The sequence below is a fragment of the Bradyrhizobium sp. CCGB12 genome (genome assembly GCF_024199845.1).
Classification (GTDB): Bacteria; Pseudomonadota; Alphaproteobacteria; order Rhizobiales; family Xanthobacteraceae; genus Bradyrhizobium.
The window spans coordinates 1,788,277-1,811,298 of sequence record NZ_JANADO010000001.1; the positions used below are offsets into that span (position 1 = coordinate 1,788,277).

Genomic DNA, 23,022 nt, shown 5'->3' on the forward strand with positions numbered 1-23,022 from the left:
CCCGATTGTGCTGCCGTCGAGCGGGGGAGTGTCCCGAGTGGCAAAGGGAGCTGACTGTAAATCAGCCGCCTCATGGCTTCGCAGGTTCGAGTCCTGCCTCCCCCACCAGCCTTCGCTCGCTTCGCGAGCTACGGCTGGGCAAGCCAGCCCAAATCGCCGTCACGCGTAGCTAGCGAAGGCTGTCCCGCCCTAGCCCGGAGGGCGTAGGCGGACTCGCTCTAAGCGCGAGTCACCCCATCATCTCCCGCACCATCGGCACAACCTTCCGCCCATAAAGCTCGATGCTCGTCATCAGCTTCTCATGCGGCAATGGTCCCGCCGAATACTTCAGCTGAAACCGCGAAATGCCGAGGGCCTTGGCCGTCTTCGCGATCTTGCGCGCGACGGTCTCGGGCGAACCGACATAGAGCGAGCCGTGCTCGGCCTCGCTGACGAACTCGTCGCGGCCCATCGGCGGCCAACCGCGTTCCTTGCCGATGCGGTCACGCATGGCCTTGTAATCGGGCCACAGCTCTTCACGTGCCTGTTCGTCGGTCTCGGCGACATAGCCGGGCGAGTGCACGCCGATCGGCTGGGCCGGGCGGCCGAACTCTTTGAACGCACGGTGATAGAGATCGACATAGGGCGCAAAGCGCGCGGGATCGCCGCCGATGATTGCGAGCATCAAAGGCAGGTCGTAATGCGCGGCACGCACCACCGATTGCGGACTGCCGCCGACGCCGATCCAGGTTTTCAGCGTGCCGTTCTCGACCGGCGGATAGACCAGCTGATCCCGCAGCGGCGGACGCAGCTTGCCCTCCCAGCTGATCGGCTTCTGCGACAATAGCGCTGCGAACAGGTCGAGCTTCTCCTCGAACAGCTCTTCGTATTTGCGCAGGTCGAAGCCGAACAGCGGAAAGGATTCGATAAAGGACCCGCGACCGAGGATCACCTCGGCGCGCCCGTTCGAGAGCGCATCCAGCGTGGCGAAGCGCTGGAAGACGCGGATGGGATCGTCTGAGCTCAGCACCGTCACGGCCGAGCCGAGATGGATGCGCTTGGTGCGCGCCGCGATGGCTGCGAGCGCGGCTTCGGGCGAGGAGATCGCGAAATCGGCGCGGTGGTGTTCGCCGAGGCCGATGAAGTCGAGACCGAGCTCGTCGGCCAGCACGGCTTCGTCGATGACGTTGCGGATCACCTGCGCGTGGGGAAGCAAGGCGCCGGAGGCGTCCCTGGTGACGTCGCCAAACGTATCCAGTCCGAATTGAAGCGGTGCGGTCATTGATGGGGTCTCTGCGGGCGCGGCTTTTGCGATTTACGGGAAGGGATCGTTTGCGGTGGAGCTAGGCCGCTGAGGCAGGTGCAGCAATGCTGCTCCGAGAAACCCATCGTTTCCCTTTTTGAATGATGTCGAGCCCGTGCCCGCGGTCAGCCGGCCTCGGCGAACATGTCGACCAGGGTCTCGCGCAGCCAGCGTTGTGCCGGCACGGTGTCGTTGCGCTGGTGCCAGAACAGGCTGACGATGCGCGTCGGCGCGCGAAGTGGAAGCGGCATGGCGTGCAGGAACGGCGCGTGGCGGGATTGCGAGCGCAGGTCGCTCGGCAGTACGGCGATCAGGTCGGACTGGCGCACGACCTCGTAGGCGGCGCTGTAGTGATTGACGGTCGCGACCAAATTGCGCGACAGCCCGCGAGAGGCCAGGAAAAGATCGTAGGACGGCAGGGTCTTGCCGGCGAGGCTCACATCGACGTGCCCCGCGTTGAGGAAGCTGCGCGTGCCGAGCCGCTTCATCGCCGCGAGGGGATGGCCGCGCCGCATGAAGCAGGCGTAGTCGACCGTCCACAGCGAGCGTGAGCGAATGGCGGCCGGCTGCTGCGCCTCGTTGACGTAGACGCTGAGCACGCAATCGACCCTGTTGTCCTCGAGCTGGTCGGCGATCTCCAGAATGGTGTTGGGAACGGTATGAACGCGCGCCTTGGGCGCGACCTTGGCGAGATGACCGAGCAGGTTCGGCATCACCAGCGAGGCGACATAGTCCGACATCGACAGGCTGAACTCGGTCTGCGCGCGGCGCGGATCGAACACCTGCTCGTCGAGCGCGCCGCGGACGCTTTCGAGCGCCTCGCCGATCGGCTCCCACAGCACGACGGCGCGCTGGGTCGGACGGATGCCGGTGCCGGACCTGACGAAGAGGGGATCGCCGAGCGCGTCGCGCAGGCGCGCAAGCGCGTTGCTGACCGCCGGCTGCGTCATCAGCAGCGCGTTGGCCGCGCGCGTGACGCTGCCCTCGGTCATCAGGGCCTCGAAGACTTTCAGCAGGTTGAGGTCGAGCGAGCGGAACGACAGAACATTCACCACAGTGATGTACTAGATCATAATTATAAATTATGACGATAATATCTCTTTGTCTATGGTTCCCCATAGCGACACGCGGAGCGCCGGGCCGCCAGACTGACGGGGACTTTCATGTCGATGATATCGGCGCGCATCGAGCGCCTTCCATTCGCACGTTTCCACACGCATCTGCTGCTGATGGGCGGGCTCGGCTACATGTTCGACGCGATGGATGCAGCCGTGCTGGCGTTCATCCTGCCGGTGCTGCGCACGACCTGGAACTTGTCGAGCGTGCAGATCGGCGTGCTCGGCAGCAGCACCTATATCGGCTTCCTGTTCGGCGCGTTGCTGGCGGGCACGCTCGGCGATCTGATCGGCCGTCGGGCGGTGATGATGTCGGCGCTGGCGCTCTATTGTGCCGCGTCCATCGTCAGCGCGGCGGTGGACAGCTGGTCGTCCTTCTTCGCGGCCCGCGTCGTCGCGGGCATGGGCACCGGCGCCGAGAGCGCGATCATCGCGCCTTATCTCGCCGAGTTCGTGGCGCGGCGCTTCCGGGGCAGCTTCACCGGCTCACTGGCCGGCTTCTTCTCCTTCGGTTTCGTCGCGGCGGCGTTGCTCGGCTACTTCATCGTTCCCGCCTATGAGAACGGCTGGCGTATCGTGCTGGTGATCACCGCGGTGCCGGTCGTGATGCTGTTGTGGTGGCGCAGGGCGCTGCCGGAATCGCCGCGCTGGCTGGAAAGCCAGGGCCGGCAGAAGGAAGCCGAAGCGGTGCTCGACCGTATCGAAGCCGGCTTTGCCCGTGAGGGTCACGTGCTGCCGCAGCCGATCGTCGAGGCGGTCAGCGCGCCCGTCGCCGGGGGAACGCTGCTGGCCAATTTCGCCGCGCTGCTCGCCGGCCGGCAGGCGCGCATCACCATCATGACCTGGATCATGTGGCTCGCGATCACCTTCAGCTATTATTCCTTCTTCGTCTGGATTCCCGGCCTTCTGGTCCAGAACGGCATGAGCATCACCAAGAGCTTCGCCTATTCGATCGCGATCTATTGCGCGCAGATACCCGGCTATTTCAGCGCCGCCTGGTTCAACGAACGCATCGGCCGCCAGGCGACCATTGCGTCCTACATGGTGCTCGGCGGCGCCAGCGCGCTCGGGCTCGCCTTCGCGCAGAGCGACCAGCAGATCATGCTCGCGGGCATCTGCCTGTCGTTCTTCATGAACGGCACTTATGCCGGCGTTTACGCCTACACGGCGGAAGTGTTTCCGACGCCGGTCAGGACCACCGGCGCCGGCCTCGCCTCGGCGATCGGCCGCATTGGCGCAATCGTCTCGCCGATCCTGGTCGGCTATCTCTATCCCAATTTCGGCTTTGCCGGCGTGTTCGGCATCACCACCAGCGTGCTGCTGGTCGGCGCGGTGACCGTCGTTCTGATGGGCGTGCGGACGCGCGGCCGCTCGTTGGAAGAGATTGCAGCGGGTGAAGTGGCGTGACTCGGACCAGACCCAAGCCCGATCCCTGCAAGCCCGATCCCTGGCTCTACGCCGTCGCCGCGGCGCAGGGCAGGGTGGATCAGCCGGCTGCGCTATTCTCGGCGCTGGACGAAGCCACGAGGTCGGCGATCGGGCACAAGCTGTTCACGATCCTGACCTATGACGGCGATAGCGGCGAAGCGGCGCGGGTCTATTCCAATCTCCCGGGCCCGTACCCGACCGGCGGACGCAAGCGTCTGGCGCCGGGACCGTGGACCGAGGCCGTTCTCGATCGCGGCGAGGCCTATGTCGGCCGGACGCGCGATGATCTGCGCAGCGTGTTTCCCGACCACGAGCTGATCGCCTCGCTCGGCTGCGAGAGCGTGCTGAACATGCCCGTGCGCTGGCGCGGCCGCACGCTCGGCTCGCTCAACCTGCTCCATGAGGCCGGTTGGTACGGCGAGGACGACGTCGCCGCCTGTCTTCCCTTTGCCCAGCTCGCGCTACCCGCGCTGCTGACGACAGCCAACTCTTCATCGGATAAGTCCTGACCAGACAGGAAACGATCATGCCCAGTACGCTCTTCAAGAATGCCGCTCTGCTCGATCCGCTCCAGCCCGACCTCCTGGAGGGGCATCACGTGCTGGTCGAGGATAATGTGATCAAGGAGGTCTCCGACCGGCCGCTCCAGGCCGCAGCCGACCGCACGATCGACCTGAAGGGCAAGACGCTGATGCCCGGCCTGATCGACCTGCATGTGCATGCGGTGGCGGTCGAGCTCAACCTGTCACAGCAGGTGCACATGCCGAACGTGCTGGTGACGCTGCGCTCGACCCTGCTGCTGCGCGGCATGCTGCGGCGGGGCTTTACCACCGTCCGCGATGCCGGTGGTGCGGGCCATGCGCTGAAGCAGGCGATCGAGACCGGCCTCACCGACGGCCCGCGGCTGTTCGTCTCCGGCCGCGCGCTCAGCCAGACCGGCGGCCACGGCGACATGCGGGCGCGCTCGGACTATCTGGCGAGCGACGCGCCGTGTCCGTGCTGCGTGCGTGTCGGCGCGCTGGCGCGCGTTGCCGACGGCGTCGATGGCGTGCGCAAGGCCGCGCGCGAGGAGCTGCAGATGGGCGCCGACCAGATCAAGATCATGGCGTCCGGCGGCGTCGCGTCGCCGACCGATCCGGTCGGCGCCTTCGGCTACTCCGAGGACGAGATCCGCGCCATCGTCGCGGAGGCGGGCGGGCGCCAGACCTACGTGCTCGCCCATGCCTACACCGCGGCTGCCATCGAACGCGCGGTTCGCTGCGGGGTGCGCACGATCGAGCATGGCAATCTGGTCGATGCTCCGACTGCGCGCCTGATGGCCGAGAAGGGCGCCTATGTGGTGCCGACGCTCGTCACCTATGAAGCGCTGGCCAACGAGGGCGCCCAATATGGACTGCCGCCCGAGAGCGTGGCCAAGATCGCCGATGTCCGCGACGCTGGTCTGCGGTCCCTCGCGATCTACCGCGACGCCGGCGTGAAGATGGGCTTCGGCAGCGATTTGCTCGGGCCATCCCAGCGTCTTCAGAGCGACGAATTCCGCATCCGCGCCGAGATTCTCGGGCCGCGCGCCGTCATCGCCAGCGCAACTTTGATCGGCGCCGAGGTGCTCGGCATGGAGGGCAAGCTCGGCCGTATCGCGCCCGAGTCCATCGCCGATCTGCTGGTGGTCGACGGCAACCCGCTACGCGATGTCGCCTGCCTGCTCGGCCAGGGCGAGCGCATCCCGCTGGTGATGAAGGCAGGCAAGGTCCAGTTCGACAGGTTGAACGCCTAAAGCGTTTTCGAGCGAAGCGGACACCAGTTCGCGTCAAGAAAACGCGTCAAAACAAGCCGTTCTACCGCCACATCCCCCGCATCCGCGCGCCGATGTCGATCTTCGGGCCCTGCGCGGCAGTGCGGGCCGCGCCGGTGGCGGCCTTCGGCCAGGCGGTGCGCTCGAACAGATAGACCAGCTGCTCCGGGATGAAGCGGGTACGCGAGGCGTAGACGTGGCGGTCGCCCTTGGCGGCCTGGCCGTGGACGAAGAAGCGCTGCGGCACGACAAGGTGGAGATCGTCCTTGGCGCGCGTCATCGCGACATAGAGCAGGCGGCGCTCCTCCTCGAGCTCGGCGCTGGTGCCGGCGCCGAGATCGGAGGGCATGCAGCCGTCGACGACGTTGAGCACGAACACCGACTTCCACTCCTGGCCCTTGGCCGAATGGACGGTGGAGAGGATCAGGTAGTCTTCGTCGCGCAAGGGGGGACCGGACTTGTCGCTGGTTGCATCCGGCGGATCGAGCGTGAGCTCGGTCAAGAATTTCTCGCGCGACGCGTAGCCGCTCGCGATCTGCTCGAGCTGCATCAAATCGGCGCGGCGCGTCTCGGAATCCTCGTGGATGCGATCAAGATGCGGCTCGTACCAGAGCCGCACGCGTTCGAGATCGGCCGGCCATTCCGAATAGCGCAGGTTTTCGACGGTGCGAACGAAGTCGGTCCAGTCGGCGCCGGTGCGCGCCGGCACCGGAAGCTGGCCCAGCGCGTGCAGCGGGTCCGTGCTGTCAGCCATCTGGTCGAGCACGCGCTGCGCCGTTGCGGGGCCGATGCCCGGCAACAGATGCAGGATGCGGAAACCGGCGACGCGGTCGCGCGGGTTCTCAGCAAAGCGCAGCAGCGCCAGCACGTCCTTGACGTGCGCGGCGTCGAGGAATTTCAGTCCGCCGAACTTGACGAAGGGGATGTTGCGTCGGGTCAGCTCGATCTCCAGCGGCCCCGAATGCGAGGAGGTGCGGAACAGCACCGCCTGGTGCTTGAGCAGCGTGCCTTGCTCGCGGTTGGCCAGCACCTCCTCGACGATGTAGCGGGCCTGGTCGGCCTCGTCGTGCACGGTGACGAGCTGCGGCTTCTGTCCGGACGTGCGGTCGGTCCAGAGGTTTTTGGTGAAGCGCTCGCGCGCAAGGCCGATGACGCCGTTGGCGGCGGCCAGCACAGCTTGGGTCGAGCGGTAATTGCGGTCGAGCGTGATCATCTCGGCGCGGGGCGAGAAGCTCTGCGGAAACTCCAGGATGTTGCGCACGGTGGCGGCGCGGAACGAGTAGATCGACTGGGCGTCGTCGCCGACGACGGTGAGGCCGCGGCCGTCGGGCTTGAGCGCTAGGAGGATCGAGGATTGCAGGCGGTTGGTGTCCTGGTATTCGTCGACCAGGACGTGATCGAAGCGGCCGCCGATCTCCTCGGCGATCAGCGCATCGCTCATCATCTGCGACCAGTAGAGCAGGAGGTCGTCGTAATCGAGCACGTGCTGGGCCTGCTTGGCCTCGACATAGGCTGCGAACAGGCCCTTCAGCTCGGCCGCCCATCCTGCGCACCAGGGATAGTGCACTCCTAGCACCTTCTCGATCTCCATCTCGGCATTGACGCAGCGCGAATAGATCGACAGGCAAGTGCCCTTGGCCGGAAAACGGCTCTCGGTCTTCGACAGGCCGCGCTCATGCCGGACCAGATTCATCAGGTCGGCGGAATCCTCGCGGTCGTGGATGGTGAAGGCGGGATCGACGCCGATCCGTTCGGCATATTCGCGCAACAGGCGCGCGCCGATGCCGTGGAAGGTGCCGGCCCAGGTGAGCGCATCGCGCATGATCGCGGCGTTGTTCTCGCCCAGCACCTTGAGGGCGATACGTTCCACCCGGCTCGCCATCTCGGCCGCGGCGCGGCGGGAGAACGTCATCAGCAGGATGCGGCGCGGATCGGCGCCTGCCACGATCAGATGCGCGACGCGGTGGGCGAGCGTGTTGGTCTTGCCGGAGCCGGCACCGGCAATGACGAGCAGGGGGGCGCCAACGGTCGCACCGTCGGCCACGCCATGCTCGACGGCGCGGCGCTGCTCCGCATTGAGCGTGTCCAGATATGTCGCCACGAATCGCCCCGGTGAAAGGGTAAGAGTCGGCGATCCCGTCGCGAATCGCAATGCAGCTGGACGGAGCTGGAATTAAGATTTAGGGGGAAGACGGCCCAAGGTTCCAGCCCGAAAAGCGCACCCGGCATGACCGAGCTCAAGTCCGACCAGTTCGAGATGCGGCGGCTGGAATCGCTCAGCAACACCATTTTTGGTGTCGCCATGACGCTTCTGGCCTACGACCTGCCCAAGGCCGCGGTCTTCACCACCGCGCCCGACTGGAACGATCTCGCCCGGGTCTATTCTGGCAAGCTCGCCGGCTTTGCGCTCAGTTTCATCATCGCCGGGGTGTTCTGGATCAGCCATCACCGCCGGCTGGCACGCCAGCCCGTCGGCAGCCGCGGGATGGTGATCCTCAATCTGTTTTTCCTGCTCTCCATCGTGCTGCTGCCGGTGACCAACGGCCTCTACACCAACTACAGCATGAGCAGCGCGGTCGCGGTGCTCTACGGCCTGCACCTGACCGCGATCGCCGGCCTCAATGCTTGGCTGTGGTGGACCATCCTGCGCGGCTGGGGCCGCGAGATCATGGCCTCGATGTTTCCGCTTGCCATGTTCATCCCGGGCACGATCGTTGCGGCGTTTGCGCCGCATATCGCACCCTTCGTGTGGTTCATCGCCTTCGGCGGGCTCCTGATCCAGCGCTTCTACGTCGCGCCGAACCCATCGGCCGGCACGTAAAGCTTGACCGGGCGGATCTCGTAGACCGCAGTCGGATTGACCGCGCGCAGCTTCCGCGCCGCCGCGATCGCCTCGTCCTCGGTGGCGCATTCCATCAAATGGAAGCCCAGAAGCTGCTCCTTGGTCTCGGCAAACGGGCCGTCCAGCACCATGCCCGCACCGGGGCCGCGCAAGGTGCGGGCCTTACGGGTCTCATCCAGACGGGCGGCCGGTCCAAACTGGCCGCTTGCCCTCAGGGGTGCCTGAACCTCGATGACCTTGGCCACGACCGCGGCGTCTTCCTCCGGCGTCCAGGACATGACCTCGTCTTCGACGTGATAGGCCAGGATGGCATAGAGCATCGTCACCTCGTTTCTGTTCTGCGCAGGTCCCAAGGACGTAGCACGGCCGTCCGCGCCGACAATCGGGAAAGCAAAATATTACGTGGCCGGCAAGCGACGAAACCGTCCTGAAACCCGATTGCGGCCTTGCCGTGTGAACGCTGCCGGAACCGGTCGCGACTGATGACCACAACAACAAGGTTTTCGCTGGAGGCGGCAATGTCGGGTCACACCATCAAGACCGTTTGCAAGATCATCTGCGACGCGCGACGGACGGGACAATCGGAGCCGGCCGATCTGCACGACGAGGCCGGCCATCACCGCTATTACGGCAGCTCGGCCGAGAATGGCGGCGAGCGGATCGTGGAGAGCCGGCGCGGCAAACGCCCGCGCGTGCTCAACATCTTCGGTTTCTGAAGCATGATGCGGAAAGGTGTGCCGATCGCGCCGTGCCTGCTCCAAGGCAAATCCACAAAAGAAAAGGCGCGGCGGGGAAGCCCCGTCGCGCCCGATTTCTTGCTCGCTGGTCCAGGGCTGAGAGCGCCCCGATGCCAAGCCCTTGCTAGAGTAGGGCTTAGCGGGCGATCCCAGCGAGGTGACAGCGCTTGAGATAAGACACTGGATCACCTCCTTTCGTTGGTTTCGGGAGATTTCAATATAGGTTGTAAGGCCGCCACTGTTAAGGGGCGGCGCCGGAGGTGGGAACGGGTGCGGCGTTCGACATGGCGCGGTCCGGTTGGACGCGACAACCATTAAGCATCAGGACGTGTAATGCAGCCGATTTGCCGGGATGGATATCCAGGCCCTCTCGCCAAATCTTTGAAATCATTGGAGCGGGTGAAGGGAATCGAACCCTCGTATTCAGCTTGGAAGGCTGCTGCTCTACCATTGAGCTACACCCGCATCGGAGGCTCCCTAACACGGCCGGACGGCGGTCTCAACTGCTCCGAATGCCCGCTTTGCCGCCTCGCGCCGCCTGAACTCCCGAAATTTTTTCAAACCTGGCCAAGGATTCCGGCGTCTCGTTCGTCTGAAGGCGTGAATGCCCGGAAATCTCCTTCCGGCGCCCCGGCTTATGGGTGGAACTGCTATGGTAAAGCGCTTGCGATCGCGGTCATGGACGGGACCGGCCGCAGGACTGGGTGACGATCCCCATTGCGTCGCTCAATCCCGTCGGCCGTGAGGACAGGGTATGGGGCGCACCATTCAGCTCACGACGGCAGAGGTGACGGAGCCGCCGGACGGCGGCCCCACGGACAGCGACCTCGTCAGTCTGGCCACGCAGGGCAACCGGGCCGCATTCGAGGCCCTGTTGCGGCGTCACTACGACCTCATGCACCGCGTTGCGTGGCGCATGACCGGCTCCCGGACCGACGCGCAGGATATTTGCCAGGACGTTTGCTGCGCGCTGGTGGAACGGATCGCTTCGTTCAGAGGTGAGGCTAAGTTCACGACCTGGCTGGTCGGCATCGTGCGCAACGCCTGCCATGACCATCATCGGCGCCGTTCGACCTTCACGCGCTTCAAAGGCCATCTTGCCGTTCTGGCCGACATGGCGGCGCCGCCGGATGGCCGGGATCTGTTTCGTCGCAGCTGGCTCGCGAGCGAGCTGGCGCGGCTTTCGCCGCTGCTGCGGGAAACGGTCGTGCTCGTGGCCGGCGAAGGCATGACGCATGCGGAGGCCGCCGCGGCCCTCGGGGTCTCCGAATCGACCATCTCCGGCCGCATGCACGAGGTGAGGCGGCAGGCGGGTCTCGCAAAGGACATTGGCGATGAGTTCTGATCCCAACAGCATGCGTTTGCCCGATCCTCCGCCGCCGGCGGCAGAAGTACGCGACGCTGCCGTGCAACAGGCGTTGCTGCGCTTCGATCAAAAGAGTGCCGAGAACGGCCAAGGAATTCCGACCGACATCCGTCTCATCGAGCGAACCGTCGCGCCCTTGCGGCGGTCGCGCGAGAGGTCTGTCATGAGTCGTACGCGATATTTCCTGGCTGCCAGCCTGGCCTGCGTTGTTGCCGGGACGGGCGCCTATCTCCATCTCATGCGGTCGTCGCAGGACGTCGCCGCACCCATCGAACAGAAGCTGGCGAGCAACGAGGTCGCTCAGGCTCCTTCGACAGTGCAGGCAAAGAAGGAAAGCGACAGCCCGGCCCGGCCGCAAGCGCCGGTCGAAGCCTCTCCGGCCGCAAAGCCCATCCAGGAAGCCGCCGCGCCTGCGGTTACGGCGGCGCCGCCTCCCGCCAGACCGCACGCGGAGAGCCAGGTCGCCAGCAGGGCCGCTCCTCAGGCATTTTCCGCGAGGGCGCCCGACCAGGTGCGGGGTCTCATTCCGTTTGGTGACGCGCGCAGCCGCCATGGCATCACTGCTGACGGCGGCACGCGCATGTCGCCGTCAGCATCTGTGCGTCAGGCGGCGCCGGTCGACGTCTTGCGCGACCACAGCCAGCGCGAACACGAGCCTGTCGGCCGCGACAAGTTTGCGAATGCGCCGGAGAACGCCTTCAAGGTCGCGCGCGATGTGCCCGTCTCGACATTCTCGATCGACGTCGATACGGCGTCGTACGCGTTCGTCCGCGCACAGCTCAACCGCAACATCCTGCCGCCGGCCGCCTCCGTCCGGACCGAGGAGCTGATCAATTACTTCCCCTATGCCTATGAAGCGCCCGCATCGGCGAACGAGCCATTCCGGGCCAACGTTGCCGTGTTTCCGAACCCCTGGGCGGAAGGCCGCAAGCTCATCCGCATCGGCGTCAAGGGATATGCGCTGCAACAGACGAGCCGGCCGCGCGCCAATCTCGTCTTCCTGATCGATACGTCGGGCTCGATGCAGCCGCAGAACCGGTTGCCGCTCGTGAAACAGTCGCTTGCCATGCTGGTCACCCAGCTGCAACCCGAGGACCGCATCGCGATCGTGACCTATGCCGGGAATGCCGACACGGCGCTCGAGCCCACCTCCGTCTCCGAGAAAGCGAAGATCCTCGCGACGATTGATCGGCTCGAGGCGGGCGGCAGCACGGCCGGGGCCGAAGGCATCAGGCAGGCCTATACGCTTGCGGCGCAGAACTTCGACGCCGGCGGCGTCAACCGCGTCATCCTCGCGACCGACGGCGACTTCAATGTGGGGATCACGAACCAGGGCGAATTGAAGAGTTTCGTCGAGCGCCAGCGGGAAAAGGGCATTTTCCTGTCCGTGCTCGGTGTCGGTGCCGGCAATTACAACGACGCGCTGGCGCAGACATTGGCGCAGAACGGCAATGGCGTGGCTGCCTACATCGATACGATCAACGAGGCGCGCAAGGTGCTGGTCGAAGAGGCGAGTTCGACGCTGTTTCCGATCGGCAAGGATGTGAAGATCCAGATCGAGTTCAATCCCGCAGCGGTCGCCGAATATCGGCTCATCGGCTACGAGACCAGACTTCTCAATCGCGACGATTTCGCCAACGACAAGGTCGATGCCGGCGACGTCGGCTCGGGGCAAACCGTGACGGCGCTCTACGACATCGTGCCCGTCGGCGGGCCTCGGCTGGTCGACGATCTTCGATATGGTGCGCAAGCTCCAGCGAACGGCGCGTCGCCGGCCGAATACGCCTTCGTCAAGATCCGTTACAAGCTGCCGCGATCGGATCGCAGCATGTTGATCAGCACACCGGTCGATCGCGCATCGGAGCATGGCCGCTTCGAGGACGCGCCGCTCGATGCCCGCTTCGCAACCAGCGTGGCCGCGTTCGGCGAGATCTTGCGTGGCGGAAAGCATACCGGCCAGTTCGGCTATGACGACGTGCTGCGTATCGCCTCGGCAGCGCGCGGCGACGATCCTTACGGCTATCGCTCGGAGTTCCTTCAGCTGGTGCGCGCGGCCAAGACTGCGAGCGCAATGCAGCCGCTGCGCCCGTGATCAATTTTGGATCATATGCGATCGCCCTGCGCATCGCGCGGTTGCAGGAACCTTCACTCCACGCATGAGTTGGCCGGTCGGGCAGGGCGAAAGTCATGAGGTCCACCGTGCAAGACGACGTGCGCGTGCGCTCCATCGCGCAGATCGCGGGTCATCCAATTCATCCGATGCTGGTGCCAATCCCGATCGCGTGCTTCATCGGCGCGCTGCTGACCGACATCGCCTATGTCGCCAGCGCCGAGATCATGTGGGCGGATTTTTCCGCCTGGCTTCTGCTGGTCGGCGTCATCTTCGGGGTGCTCGCGGCCATCGCGGGCCTCACTGATTTCCTCGGCAACCGCCTGGTGAGGGCGCAGCCGCCGGCCTGGCCGCATCTGATCGGCAATGCCGTGGCGCTGATCCTCGCGATCTTCAACACGATGATTCACATGCGCGATGCCTGGACCTCGGTGTGGCCAACCGGGCTCGTGCTTTCTGCGATCACCGTGCTGATCCTGCCCGTCACCGGCTGGCTCGGCTGGGCCATGGTCTATCGCCACGGTGTGGGAGTTGCGCGATGAAGTCCTCGATTGTCCGCGCGCTGTTGTGCTCTTCGTTGCTGTGCCTTGCCGGCTGCAATGACGGCAGCGGCGATCCGAAGGCGCAAATCGGCGCCAATCCGACGCTACCGGACATCCAGCAATATCTGCTGCCGCCGGTCCACATCGCCCGTATCGTCGGCTGGAAGAAGGACGAGACGCCGACCGTCGCGCAGGGTTTGCAGGCCAAGGCGTTCGCGACGGGCTTGCAGCATCCGCGCTTCCTCTACGTGCTGCCCAATGGCGACGTACTGGTGGTGGAGTCCAAGGCGCCGAAGGGGGCTCCGATCAAGCGGCCCAAGGAATTCGTGATGGGGTATATCGAGTCCTGGGCGACATCGGGCGGCGGCGACACCGGGCCGGGTAATCGCATCACGCTGCTGCGTGACAGCAATGGCGACGGCGTGCCGGATACGCAGAGTGTTTTCCTCGACCATCTCAACTCGCCGTTCGGCGTCGCGCTGGTCGGCAACGATCTCTACGTCGCCAACACCGATGCGATCGTCAAATATCCCTACACCGAGGGCGACACCAAGATCACCGCGCCAGGCACGGTGCTGACGCCGCTGCCGGGCGGGCCGATCAATCATCATTGGACCAAGAGCCTGGTCGCGAGCCCCGACGGTTCAAAGCTCTATGCCGGCGTCGGCTCCAACAGCAACATCACCGAGAACGGCATGGAGGCTGAGCACAACCGTGCCGCCATTCTCGAGGTCGACCGCGCTAGCGGCCGCTGGCGCATCTTCGCAAGCGGCCTGCGCAATCCGAATGGCCTCAGCTTCGAGCCGCAGACCGGCGCGCTGTGGACGGTGGTCAACGAGCGCGACGAGCTCGGTCCCGATCTCGTCCCCGATTACATGACGTCGGTGAAGGATGGCGGCTTCTATGGCTGGCCCTACAGCTATTACGGCCAGCACGTCGATCCCCGCGTCAAGCCGGAGCGGCCGGATCTCGTCGCCAAGGCGATCGTGCCGGACTATGCCCTGAGCTCGCATGTCGCCCCGCTCGGGATGGCCTTCTCCACCGGCACCAGCCTGCCGGCCGCCTATCGCAACGGCGCTTTCGTCGGCGAGCACGGCAGCTGGAACAGACAGGTGCTGAACGGCTACAAGGTCGTGTTCGTGCCGTTCGCGGACGGCAAGCCGAACGGGCCGGCGCAGGACGTCGTGACTGGCTTTCTCAATAGCGACAACCAGGCGCGCGGCCGCCCCGTCGGCGTAGCCATCGACAAATCAGGCGCGCTGCTGATCGCCGATGACAGCGGCAACACGGTGTGGCGGGTGACCGCGACCCATCCGCAGCTGACGCAACGTTAAGCGCGTCGGCGCGTTGTCGGGCAGACGGTTTCTGAACGCCAAGGAGTTGGACAATGGGCCTAGCTCAATACGCCATCGTGCCGGTGCAGGACGAATGGGGCGTGCTGCATGACGGCGACGTCAAGAGCAGATACGCCACCAAGGAAGCCGCGTTCGAGTCGGCCGTCGCGGCAGCGTCCCTGGCCTTGCGTGAGGGACACGAAGTCCACGTCAGCGTGCCCGGGCGCGAGGCCGGCGAGAGCGCGCTCGGCAGCTAGAGCACGATGAGATTAGGTTTGTTGCTGCAACGGAGGAGATGCGCTCCCTCTCCCGCATGCGGGGGAGGGCTGGGGTGGGGGTATCTCCGCAAGCGAGAACCCCTGTGTGGAGAGAGCCCTCACCCGGCGCTTCCGCGCCGACCTCTCCCGCAAGCGGGAGAGGTCGGAAAGAGCCCGCGGCCAATCAATTCAACTTAAAGCCATTCCGCTTTAGCTGCGTCGCACGATCAGCCGCCCGCACCGCGCGGGCAGTCGGCGCGTACATTCAAGCAGCCTTTTTGATTCCCCGCGACGGCATGTCGAGCCGGTTCGCGCGCATGGCCGCTGCCGGGAGCGTCCGCGCCTAGATAACATCATGTTAGGTTTATCGCATAACTGGGTAATTGTGTTAGCCCGGCGAAAGCCTATTGTCGCGACCAATCAGACACTATCGGCAATGACGAGCGCTCGCGGATACCCCGCACAGCGGCGGGATAGTGCTGTCCAATTTCTAGCGAAGCCCGCCAAGGGACATCAGCAAACCCAGTGGAGGAATTTTCTGAGATGACCACGACTCGCGCGATCCCTCACATGAGTCAGTCCAGGAAGGCTGCTGCCAGCGGCTGGATCGGCTCGGCTCTCGAATATTATGACTTCTTCATCTACGCGACTGCCGCTTCTCTGATCTTCCCGCAAATCTTCTTCCCGTCGGAAAATCCCACCGTCGCCATTGTCGCATCGCTGGCGACCTATGGCGTTGGATATGTGGCTCGTCCCATCGGCGCCTTCGTCCTCGGACATTGGGGCGACACCCATGGCCGCAAGACCGTACTCATCGTCTGCATGTTCCTGATGGGCATCTCGACCATGGCCGTTGGTTTTCTGCCGACCTATCAGCAGGTCGGCATCCTGGCGCCGATCCTGCTCGTCGCCTTGCGCCTCGTGCAGGGATTTGCCGTTGCCGGTGAAATCTCCGGCGCCAGCTCGATGATCCTGGAGCATGCGCCGTTCGGCCGGCGCGGCTTCTATGCCAGCTTCGCCCTTCAGGGCGTCCAGGCCGGACAAATCCTCGCGGCAGCCGTCTTCCTGCCGTTGGCGGCCTATATGCCGACCGACGCCTTCAACAGCTGGGGCTGGCGGATTCCGTTCCTGCTCAGCTTCTTCGTCATCGTCGCAGGCTACATCATTCGTCGCGAAGTCGACGAAACTCCTGCCTTTGCCCGAGAGGGCGAGCGGGGAGAAACGCCGCGGGCGCCCATCGTCGAGGCCATCAAGCTGAGCTGGCGCGACATGCTCAGGGTCATCTGCATGGCCCTGATGAACGTCATTCCGGTCGTTGCGACCATCTTCGGTGCGGCCTACGCGGTCCAGCCGGCCTATGGCATCGGTTTTGCCAAGGACGTCTATCTCTGGATCCCGGTCCTCGGAAACATGCTGGCCGTGTTCGTCATCCCCTTCGTCGGCAATCTCTCCGACAAGGTCGGTCGCAGGCCTCCGATCATCGTGGGCGCGCTTCTGTCCGGCTTGCTCGCCTTCGGCTATCTCTATGCCATCAGCATCAGGAACGTGCCGCTGGCGATCCTGCTGTCGCTCCTGATGTGGGGCGTCGTCTACCAAGGCTACAACGCGATCTTCCCGAGCTTCTACCCGGAGCTGTTTCCGACGCGAACCCGGGTGTCGGCAATGGCGATCTCGCAGAATATCGGCACGACCATCACCGCGTTGCTTCCGGCGCTGTTTGCGACCGTGGCGCCTCCCGGCTCGGCCAACATTCCCTTGACGGTGGGGGCGATCGCCTTCGGCATCACGGTCATCGCGGCGCTGGCGGCCGTCACGGCCCGGGAAACCTATCGGATCCGCATCGACGATCTCGGCAATCCCAAGGCCGTTCCGATGCCGCGGGCAGACTATGAGCGGCAGCGCGCGGAGGCGGCGAGCGGCGCGGCCGCAATTCCATCCTGACTTGAATGTGAGGAGCCATGCCGCTGCGATCGATGATGTTTGCAGCGGCAGGGCTCGCCGCGTTAAGTAACTGGCTACTCGAACCTGGTGCGCGCGAGCGCGATCATCATGAGGTCAAGGGATGAACCCCGTCGTCGTTGCTGTCGCTATCACCGGCTCCGTTCCGCGCAAGAAGGACAATCCGGCGGTGCCGATCCTGCCGTCCGAACAGATCGAGTCGACGCACCAGGCCTTCGCGGCCGGCGCCACGCTCGCCCATATCCATGTCCGCAACGATGACGAGAGCCCGTCCTCCGACCCCGAGCGTTTTGCGCTCGTGCAGGAGGGGATCAAAAAGCATTGCCCGGGGATGATCGTTCAGTTCTCGACCGGCGGGCGCGGCCGCGATCCCTCGGCGCGGGGATCGTCGCTCTATCTCAAGCCGGACATGGCCTCGCTGTCCACGGGCTCGGTGAACTTTCCGACGATCGTCTACGAGAACAGTGCCACCCTGGTCGAGACCCTCGCCACCGGCATGAAGACGAACGGCATCCGGCCGGAAATCGAGATCTTCGATCTGTCACATATCCATGGGGCCCGCCGCCTGATCGAGGCGGGGCTGATGGATGCGCGTCCGCACGTGCAGTTCGTCATGGGCGTCAAGAACGCCATGCCCGCGGACGAGCATGTCCTCGACATCCTCCTGGGAGAGCTGAAGCGGCTGATCCCGCAGGCGACCTGGACCGCCGCGGGGATCGGACGTCATCAAGCCGAGGTCATGGGCTGGGCGCTGTCGCGCGGCGCCGATGCGGTTCGCACCGGGCTCGAGGACAATATCAGGATCGACAAGTCGCGCCTCGCCGCCAGCAATGCGGAGCTGGTGACCGTCGCCTGCGAGGCCGTCGCGCGCCACGGCCGGCGCGTCGCCACCGCGGCCGAGGCGCGATCCCTGCTCGGGCTCGCAGGGTAGGGGCTACTGCCTCCTGCTGACATGCTCCCGGCCGCGTTCTGCCATTCGGCGGACGGCATTTCGCTCAGCCAAAACTCCCGCTATGACGTGTCTGCGCGCAGGCATGAAGCTGGGGCAGGCGACGATCGGAATGCGGTTCTTGAAATCTGACGGCAGGCTCATCGGGGTCCTGCTGGTGCTTGCAATCACCCAGCTCATTGGATGGGGCACGATCGGGCTTCCGCCCATCGTCGGGCGCGATCTTGCCGCCGATCTCGGCATGAGCCTGCCGATGGTGTTTGCCGGCACCTCCACGCTTTACGTCACCATGGGGCTGTGTGCGCCCTGGCTCGCCAAGGTGTTTGCGCGGCATGGCGCGCGCAAGACGATGATGGTGGGCACGATCGTTTCCGTGCCGGGCTACCTCGTTCTGTCGCTTGCCCATCAGCCGCTGCTCTATTTCGTCGCCTGGGTTATCCTCGGCATGGGCGGCAGCGCGACGCTGTCCACCGGTGCCTATATCTTGCTCAACGAAGTTGCCGGCCGACAGGCCAAGAGCGCCATCGGCGCGCTCATGCTGGTGACGGGATTATCCGGCAGCATCTTCTGGCCGACCACGTCGTTTCTGAGCGGACATTTCGGCTGGCGCGGGACGTGTCTGGTCTATGCCGCAATGCTGATCCTGGTTTCGCTTCCGCTCTATGCCTTCGCAACTCCGCGCCGGGCCGTCGCGAAGGAGGGCGGCTCCGCTCCCGCCAAGCAATCCAATGCGTCGTCAATTCCGCGGAGCACGTTCGGCCTCGTCGTCGCCGCGATCACACTCAACGCCTTCGTCACGTTCGGCCTGAGCGCCGTTTTCATTGAGCTGTTGCGGGCCGAGGGACTGGCTCCGGCACAGGCAATCGCCTTCGGCTCGATGCTCGGCGTGATCCAGGTCAGTGCCCGCGGGCTCGACTTCCTCGGCGGCGGACGGTGGGACGGGATCACGACCGGGCTGGTCGCCGGCATGGCGCTGCCCGTGGCCATGCTGCTCCTGATGCTGAGCGAGGGGAGGACCTGGGCGGTCGCGGTCTTCATTATGCTCTACGGCGCCGGCAGCGGGGCCATGGCAGTGGCGCGGGCGACGATCCCGCTCGTCTTCTACGACCAGGCCGAGTTCGCCAAGGCATCGTCGATGATCGCGATGCCGCTCAATCTCGCATCCGCCATCTCGCCGCCCGTTCTTGCCGGCCTGCTCACCCAGTTCGGCAGCCGCGGTGCGCTCGGTCTCACCTTCGCCTTCTCCTGCGCGGCCGTAATGATCCTGGTTCTGCTCAGCCGCCGGCGGCCGCAGGCGGCCGCGGTTGCTGCGACCTGACCGACCAATATTCGCAGAGCGGAAATTGGCCGGCGCGGGCGACTTCGCTACCGGGGCAGGGGATGGCCGTATGCCCCAGATGCAGTGCTCCGTGCGTCAAAATGGTGTATCCGCAGGGAGCGCGGCCCGCGATCTCGCCGCCGCGCCAATATTCAGTTCCCGGGAGAAATCTACATGTCGGCCTTGCCGCTTTCAGGCATCAAGATCCTTGACCTCACCCGCGTGCTTGCCGGGCCCTTGTCGGCCCAGATGCTGGGGGACCTTGGTGCGGAGGTCATCAAGATCGAGCGGCCGGGCACCGGCGACGACGCGCGCGCGTTCGGCCCGCCTTACCTGAGCGATCCCGAGGGCAAGGCGAACAACAACAACTCGTTCTACCTCTGCGCCAACCGCAACAAGAAGTCGGTCACGGTCAATATCGCCAAGCCCGAGGGGCAGGCCATCATCCGCGAGCTCGCCAAGGATGTCGACGTCTTCATGGAGAACTACAAGGTCGGCGATCTCAAGCGCTACGGCCTCGACTATGAATCGATCAAGGCGATCAATCCCGGCATCATCTATTGCTCGGTGACCGGCTTCGGCCAGACCGGGCCTTACGCCCCGCGCGCCGGCTACGACGCGATCCTACAGGCGATGGGCGGCCTGATGAGCGTCACCGGCCATATCGACGGCGAGCCGGGCGAGGGCCCGATGAAGGTCGGTCCCTCCATCGTCGACTACATGACCGGCATGAACTCGTCGATCGGGATTCTCTCGGCGCTCTATCATCGCGACGCCAATGGCGGGGAGGGGCAGCACATCGACGTCTGCCTGTTCGACACTGTCATCGCGTCGTTGTCGCACTGGCTCCAGATCTACCTCGTCAACGGCAAGACGCCGCCGCGCCGCGGCACCTGGGGCAATGGCGGCATGCCGGCCGGCGTGTTCCGCTGTACCGACGGCGAGCTGATGCTGGTGGTCGGCAATGACGGCCAGTTCCAGCGTACCTGCGCCGTGCTCGGCGAGCCCGAGCTCGCCGCCGACAAGCGCTTCGTCAAGAACAACGACCGCGTCGTGCACGGCAAGGAGATCATGGCGATCTTCGCCGGCCTGTTCCTGAAGCAGCCGGTGGCCTACTGGCTGGAAAAGTTGGAGGAGGCCGGTGTGCCGTCGGGGCCGATCAACAATTTCGAGCAGGTGTTTTCCGATCCGCACGTCCAGTCGCGCGGCATGCGGGTGAGGGTCGACCATCCCTTCGAGCCGGATCTTTCGCTGGTCCGCAACGCACTCACTTTGTCGCAGACCCCGATCAAGGACTACCGCGCGCCGCCGCTGCTCGGCGAGCACACGCAGGAAGTGCTCGGCGGCAAGCTCGGCTATGATGCCGGCAAGATCGAGACGCTCAAGCAGCAGGGCATCATTTAGCTTCGACGAAGCGGCGCGCGGCTCGCAAGGCCGCACTTGCCGCGGAAAATCGCGGCGGCGGGACGCTTGGTTCCTGCTTGTCCGAAACTCAACTTGAGGTTTATCATCCCCTCCATTGCGACGAATTTTTTCCCGCATGGAGGCGGATATGAGTGCCCCACTTTTCAGAGACGATATTCTTTTCTATCAGCGCGTGCTTTCGGTGAGTGGATTTTATGGCGGCGCGCTGAACGGTCGATGGACCGCGGAGGTCGAGGCAGCCGATGAGGCGTTCGCGGCCGAATTCAGCAGCATCGCCACCGAGCTCGGCGCTTTCGAATCCCGTTCCGAGGGAAACATCCGGACGCTCCTGCCGCAGACCCAGCGCGCGGCGCGCGGGTTCCTGACTCGGGCGAAGCAACTGACGGGCTTTGACGTCAGGATCATCTCGGGCACGCGGACCTATGCCGAGCAGGACCTGCTTTACAGGAAGGGGCGCGGAAGCCCCGGTCCCATCGTCACCAATGCGAAGGGCGGGCAAAGCAATCATAATTTCGCGATTGCGTGGGACGTGGGCATCTTCAAGGATGGTCACTATCTCACCGGTGACACCACCAGCGAAGCGAGGACCTACAAGAAGCTCGCGGAACTGGCGCGTGGCGGCGACCTGGAATGGGGCGGCGACTGGACCAGCTTCCGTGACATGCCACATTACCAGCTTCGACTCGGGCTGACGCTTGGCCAGGTGAGGAGCCTGTTCGAGAGCGGCAAGCCTTACACAGGCCCCAATGTCGCCGCTCTTGAGGTCGCGGCAGCCCAGCCCACGTCGGAGCCAAGGGCAGTCAGGGCCACCAGGGCGAAGAAGGCCAAGAAAGCCAAGGTCAAGAAAGCCAAGGTAAAGAAAACCAAGGCCAAGAAGACCAAGAAGAAAGCCAAGGCGAAGAAGACCAGGCGTGCCGCGCCAAAGCGAAGGGCAAGGCGCGGCTAGCCGGCACGTCCCGCCAGACGCGATGCCCGGCCTTGCGTGAAGCTTGCGCGCAATCCCAGATAATCGCGGTCCGTAGTCTCACAGGCTTCCGTTTCGCGCGAGACTCTGTTTCGATCTCTCCACTTGAGTTCGGGAGGGAAGTGAATGTCCTACACGATCGGGTTCCAGGCGAAGGACCAGACGGCAGTTCTGGCGACCGAGGCGGCGACCGCCAATCAGGCGGTCGCCATCGTTGCCGCGCTGCGGCAAAGTGCCGACGAGATCAAGTTCATCCGCTCGCCGCAGGAAGGCGAGATGGGCATCGAGATGCTGCTGCTGCTGGCCAAGGAAGAGGCCGAGGAGATGCCACAGCGGGCCTAGCCCCCGCAACCACACTTCGGGCTTAAGCGAAGCATGCCGGCTTCCATATGATGTAGTCAGGCCTCGTCTCGCTCGAACCGAAGGTGGCCGCCATGACACGCGAAGCGCTCCGCGTCGAACCGATCTCGACATTCCTCGACCGCTGGAAGGCGCCGACCTCGCCGGTGACGCGCGCCGGCAACATGATCTTCGTCGCCGGCCTGCCGCCGTTCGACCCGGTGACGGGCGAGATCGCCTCCGTTCCGATCGAGCGGCAGAGCGAGCTCGTCATGGAGCAGATGAAGCTGTGCCTTCAGGCGGCCGGCGCCTCCCTCGACAACGTGATGAAGTGCAACGTCTACTGCACCTCGACGAAACACTTCGCCGCCTTCAACGCAGTCTATGCGCGCTATTTCCCGCACGATCCGCCGGCGCGGATCTTCGTCTGCACGCCGGAATGGTTCGGCCCCTTCGATGTCGAGATCGACTGCATCGCGATGATGTGAGACTAGCGCGCGTCCCGCGCCAGCGCTCGCGCCGGCGCTTTCGCCTCGGCCTTTGCCGCCGTCAGCGCCATCGTCGCCACGCTGACGACGCGCGCGACGACGTCCTCGACGTCGTCGAGGTCGCATTTGCCATCCGACAGCTTCGTCAGCCGCTCGCTCTCGCGGATGGTGTGGTGCGCCATCGCGAGCGCGAAATTCAGGCCCCAGTAGATCTCGACGTCGCTGCGGTCGGGCAGCGATCTTCGCATCGCGCCGGCGAATTTGCGCAAGTGGTCGATCTCGCGGTTCTTGATGCGGCGGATCGGCGGCACGGATTCGATCGAGGCGCGGATCATGAAGCGCGCCGCGGTGGAGCGCTGGTTCTCGGGGCCGAGACAGCCGCGCAGCGGCGGGCCGACCAAGGCGCGCAGGATCGCCTCGATCGGCGCGCGCCCGCCACCTTGCTCCTCGGCGGCCTTCAGCTGACGCAGGCGCTCGCGATTGGTCGCGATCGAGCGCGTGACGAACAATTCCGCGATCAACTCGTCCTTCGAGCCGAAATGATAGTTCACCGCGGCGAGGTTGACGTTGGCCTCCGCGACGATGTCGCGCAGCGTCACGTCGCCGAAGCCGCTATCGGCATAGAGCCGTTCGGCGGCGGCAAGAATGGCAGACCTCGTATGATCGCTGGCCATGAGTGCCCTGAATGAGCGGAGTGCCCTGGATGAGGGGAGTTGCAATTCAAACACTTGTATGAAACTATCGTTTGAAGGCCGGAGAATGTCAATCCGCAATC

Annotated in this window: 22 protein-coding genes and 2 tRNA genes; 18 read left to right on the forward strand and 6 right to left on the reverse strand. The window is 64.8% G+C overall.

Annotated elements, in window-relative coordinates; all coding sequences use genetic code 11:
- The first annotated feature begins 22 nt into the window (after positions 1–22).
- Positions 23–108: transfer RNA gene (locus NLM27_RS08440), tRNA-Tyr, on the forward strand.
- Between the two features lie 121 nt (positions 109–229).
- Here NLM27_RS08440 and NLM27_RS08445 read toward each other — a convergent pair.
- Together NLM27_RS08445 and NLM27_RS08450 are read right to left on the reverse strand one after the other, a co-directional pair.
- Entirely contained in the window at positions 230–1,261 is a 1,032-nt protein-coding gene (locus tag NLM27_RS08445) for an LLM class flavin-dependent oxidoreductase (protein WP_254142903.1), read from the reverse strand.
- A gap of 146 nt (positions 1,262–1,407) precedes the next feature.
- Complete coding sequence (locus NLM27_RS08450) at positions 1,408–2,334, reverse strand: LysR family transcriptional regulator (protein WP_254142904.1); 927 nt, start codon at positions 2,332–2,334, stop codon at positions 1,408–1,410.
- 111 nt (positions 2,335–2,445) lie between these two features.
- Between NLM27_RS08450 and NLM27_RS08455 the strand changes: the two genes are divergently transcribed.
- From NLM27_RS08455 to NLM27_RS08465, 3 genes are read left to right on the forward strand one after another with little or no spacing between them, the layout of a single operon-like run.
- Positions 2,446–3,804, forward strand: coding sequence for an MFS transporter (locus tag NLM27_RS08455; protein ID WP_254142905.1), 1,359 nt, complete (start codon positions 2,446–2,448; stop codon positions 3,802–3,804).
- Positions 3,801–4,334: a GAF domain-containing protein gene (locus NLM27_RS08460; RefSeq protein ID WP_254142906.1), complete on the forward strand. Its 534-nt coding sequence runs from the start codon at positions 3,801–3,803 to the stop codon at positions 4,332–4,334. The genes NLM27_RS08455 and NLM27_RS08460 overlap by 4 nt, the downstream gene beginning before the upstream one ends.
- Before the next feature lie 17 nt (positions 4,335–4,351).
- Positions 4,352–5,599: an amidohydrolase family protein gene (locus NLM27_RS08465; RefSeq protein WP_254142907.1), complete on the forward strand. Its 1,248-nt coding sequence runs from the start codon at positions 4,352–4,354 to the stop codon at positions 5,597–5,599.
- A 61-nt stretch (positions 5,600–5,660) separates the two neighbouring features.
- Here NLM27_RS08465 and NLM27_RS08470 read toward each other — a convergent pair whose 3' ends face one another.
- Positions 5,661–7,718 (reverse strand): ATP-dependent helicase, encoded by a 2,058-nt coding sequence (locus NLM27_RS08470; RefSeq protein ID WP_254142908.1) that lies wholly within the window; start codon positions 7,716–7,718, stop codon positions 5,661–5,663.
- A gap of 126 nt (positions 7,719–7,844) precedes the next feature.
- On the opposite strand from NLM27_RS08470, the gene NLM27_RS08475 reads away from it, so the two are divergent.
- Entirely contained in the window at positions 7,845–8,438 is a 594-nt protein-coding gene (locus NLM27_RS08475) for a TMEM175 family protein (protein WP_254142909.1), read from the forward strand.
- Here the strand turns inward: NLM27_RS08475 and NLM27_RS08480 are convergent.
- Complete coding sequence (locus NLM27_RS08480) at positions 8,405–8,779, reverse strand: YciI family protein (RefSeq protein ID WP_254142910.1); 375 nt, start codon at positions 8,777–8,779, stop codon at positions 8,405–8,407. The genes NLM27_RS08475 and NLM27_RS08480 overlap by 34 nt on opposite strands.
- Before the next feature lie 198 nt (positions 8,780–8,977).
- On the opposite strand from NLM27_RS08480, the gene NLM27_RS08485 reads away from it, so the two are divergent.
- A complete protein-coding gene (locus NLM27_RS08485; protein WP_254142911.1) occupies positions 8,978–9,175 on the forward strand; it encodes a hypothetical protein in 198 nt (65 codons plus the stop codon).
- Positions 9,176–9,587: 412 nt separating this feature from the next.
- Here the strand turns inward: NLM27_RS08485 and NLM27_RS08490 are convergent.
- Positions 9,588–9,661: transfer RNA gene (locus NLM27_RS08490), tRNA-Gly, on the reverse strand.
- A gap of 289 nt (positions 9,662–9,950) precedes the next feature.
- Here NLM27_RS08490 and NLM27_RS08495 point away from each other — a divergent pair.
- The 12 genes from NLM27_RS08495 to NLM27_RS08550 all read left to right on the forward strand — a co-directional run bounded on the left by NLM27_RS08495 (position 9,951) and on the right by NLM27_RS08550 (position 22,247).
- Positions 9,951–10,541 (forward strand): RNA polymerase sigma factor, encoded by a 591-nt coding sequence (locus NLM27_RS08495; protein WP_254142912.1) that lies wholly within the window; start codon positions 9,951–9,953, stop codon positions 10,539–10,541.
- A 184-nt stretch (positions 10,542–10,725) separates the two neighbouring features.
- A complete protein-coding gene (locus NLM27_RS08500; RefSeq protein WP_254142913.1) occupies positions 10,726–12,654 on the forward strand; it encodes a VWA domain-containing protein in 1,929 nt (642 codons plus the stop codon).
- 95 nt (positions 12,655–12,749) lie between these two features.
- Positions 12,750–13,214 carry a DUF2231 domain-containing protein gene (locus NLM27_RS08505; protein WP_254142914.1) on the forward strand — a complete coding sequence of 155 codons (465 nt, stop codon included), beginning with the start codon at positions 12,750–12,752 and terminating at the stop codon, positions 13,212–13,214.
- Positions 13,211–14,548 carry a sorbosone dehydrogenase family protein gene (locus NLM27_RS08510; protein ID WP_254142915.1) on the forward strand — a complete coding sequence of 446 codons (1,338 nt, stop codon included), beginning with the start codon at positions 13,211–13,213 and terminating at the stop codon, positions 14,546–14,548. Before NLM27_RS08505 ends, NLM27_RS08510 begins: the two co-directional genes overlap by 4 nt.
- A 53-nt stretch (positions 14,549–14,601) precedes the next feature.
- Positions 14,602–14,805 carry a hypothetical protein gene (locus NLM27_RS08515; RefSeq protein ID WP_254142916.1) on the forward strand — a complete coding sequence of 68 codons (204 nt, stop codon included), beginning with the start codon at positions 14,602–14,604 and terminating at the stop codon, positions 14,803–14,805.
- A 543-nt stretch (positions 14,806–15,348) separates the two neighbouring features.
- Complete coding sequence (locus NLM27_RS08520; RefSeq protein ID WP_254142917.1) at positions 15,349–16,746, forward strand: MFS transporter; 1,398 nt, start codon at positions 15,349–15,351, stop codon at positions 16,744–16,746.
- 121 nt (positions 16,747–16,867) lie between these two features.
- Positions 16,868–17,695, forward strand: coding sequence for a 3-keto-5-aminohexanoate cleavage protein (locus NLM27_RS08525; protein WP_254142918.1), 828 nt, complete (start codon positions 16,868–16,870; stop codon positions 17,693–17,695).
- 130 nt (positions 17,696–17,825) lie between these two features.
- On the forward strand, positions 17,826–19,031 hold the full coding sequence (locus NLM27_RS08530; RefSeq protein ID WP_254142919.1) for an MFS transporter: 1,206 nt from the start codon (positions 17,826–17,828) through the stop codon (positions 19,029–19,031).
- Between the two features lie 174 nt (positions 19,032–19,205).
- A complete protein-coding gene (locus NLM27_RS08535) occupies positions 19,206–20,435 on the forward strand; it encodes a CaiB/BaiF CoA-transferase family protein (protein ID WP_254142920.1) in 1,230 nt (409 codons plus the stop codon).
- 148 nt (positions 20,436–20,583) lie between these two features.
- Entirely contained in the window at positions 20,584–21,402 is an 819-nt protein-coding gene (locus NLM27_RS08540) for a M15 family metallopeptidase (RefSeq protein ID WP_254142921.1), read from the forward strand.
- A 144-nt stretch (positions 21,403–21,546) separates the two neighbouring features.
- Complete coding sequence (locus NLM27_RS08545) at positions 21,547–21,762, forward strand: hypothetical protein (RefSeq protein WP_254142922.1); 216 nt, start codon at positions 21,547–21,549, stop codon at positions 21,760–21,762.
- 92 nt (positions 21,763–21,854) lie between these two features.
- Positions 21,855–22,247: a RidA family protein gene (locus NLM27_RS08550; protein WP_254142923.1), complete on the forward strand. Its 393-nt coding sequence runs from the start codon at positions 21,855–21,857 to the stop codon at positions 22,245–22,247.
- 2 nt (positions 22,248–22,249) lie between these two features.
- On the opposite strand, the gene NLM27_RS08555 is transcribed toward NLM27_RS08550, so the two are convergent.
- Positions 22,250–22,921, reverse strand: coding sequence for a TetR/AcrR family transcriptional regulator (locus NLM27_RS08555; protein WP_254142924.1), 672 nt, complete (start codon positions 22,919–22,921; stop codon positions 22,250–22,252).
- Positions 22,922–23,022: the final 101 nt, after the last annotated feature.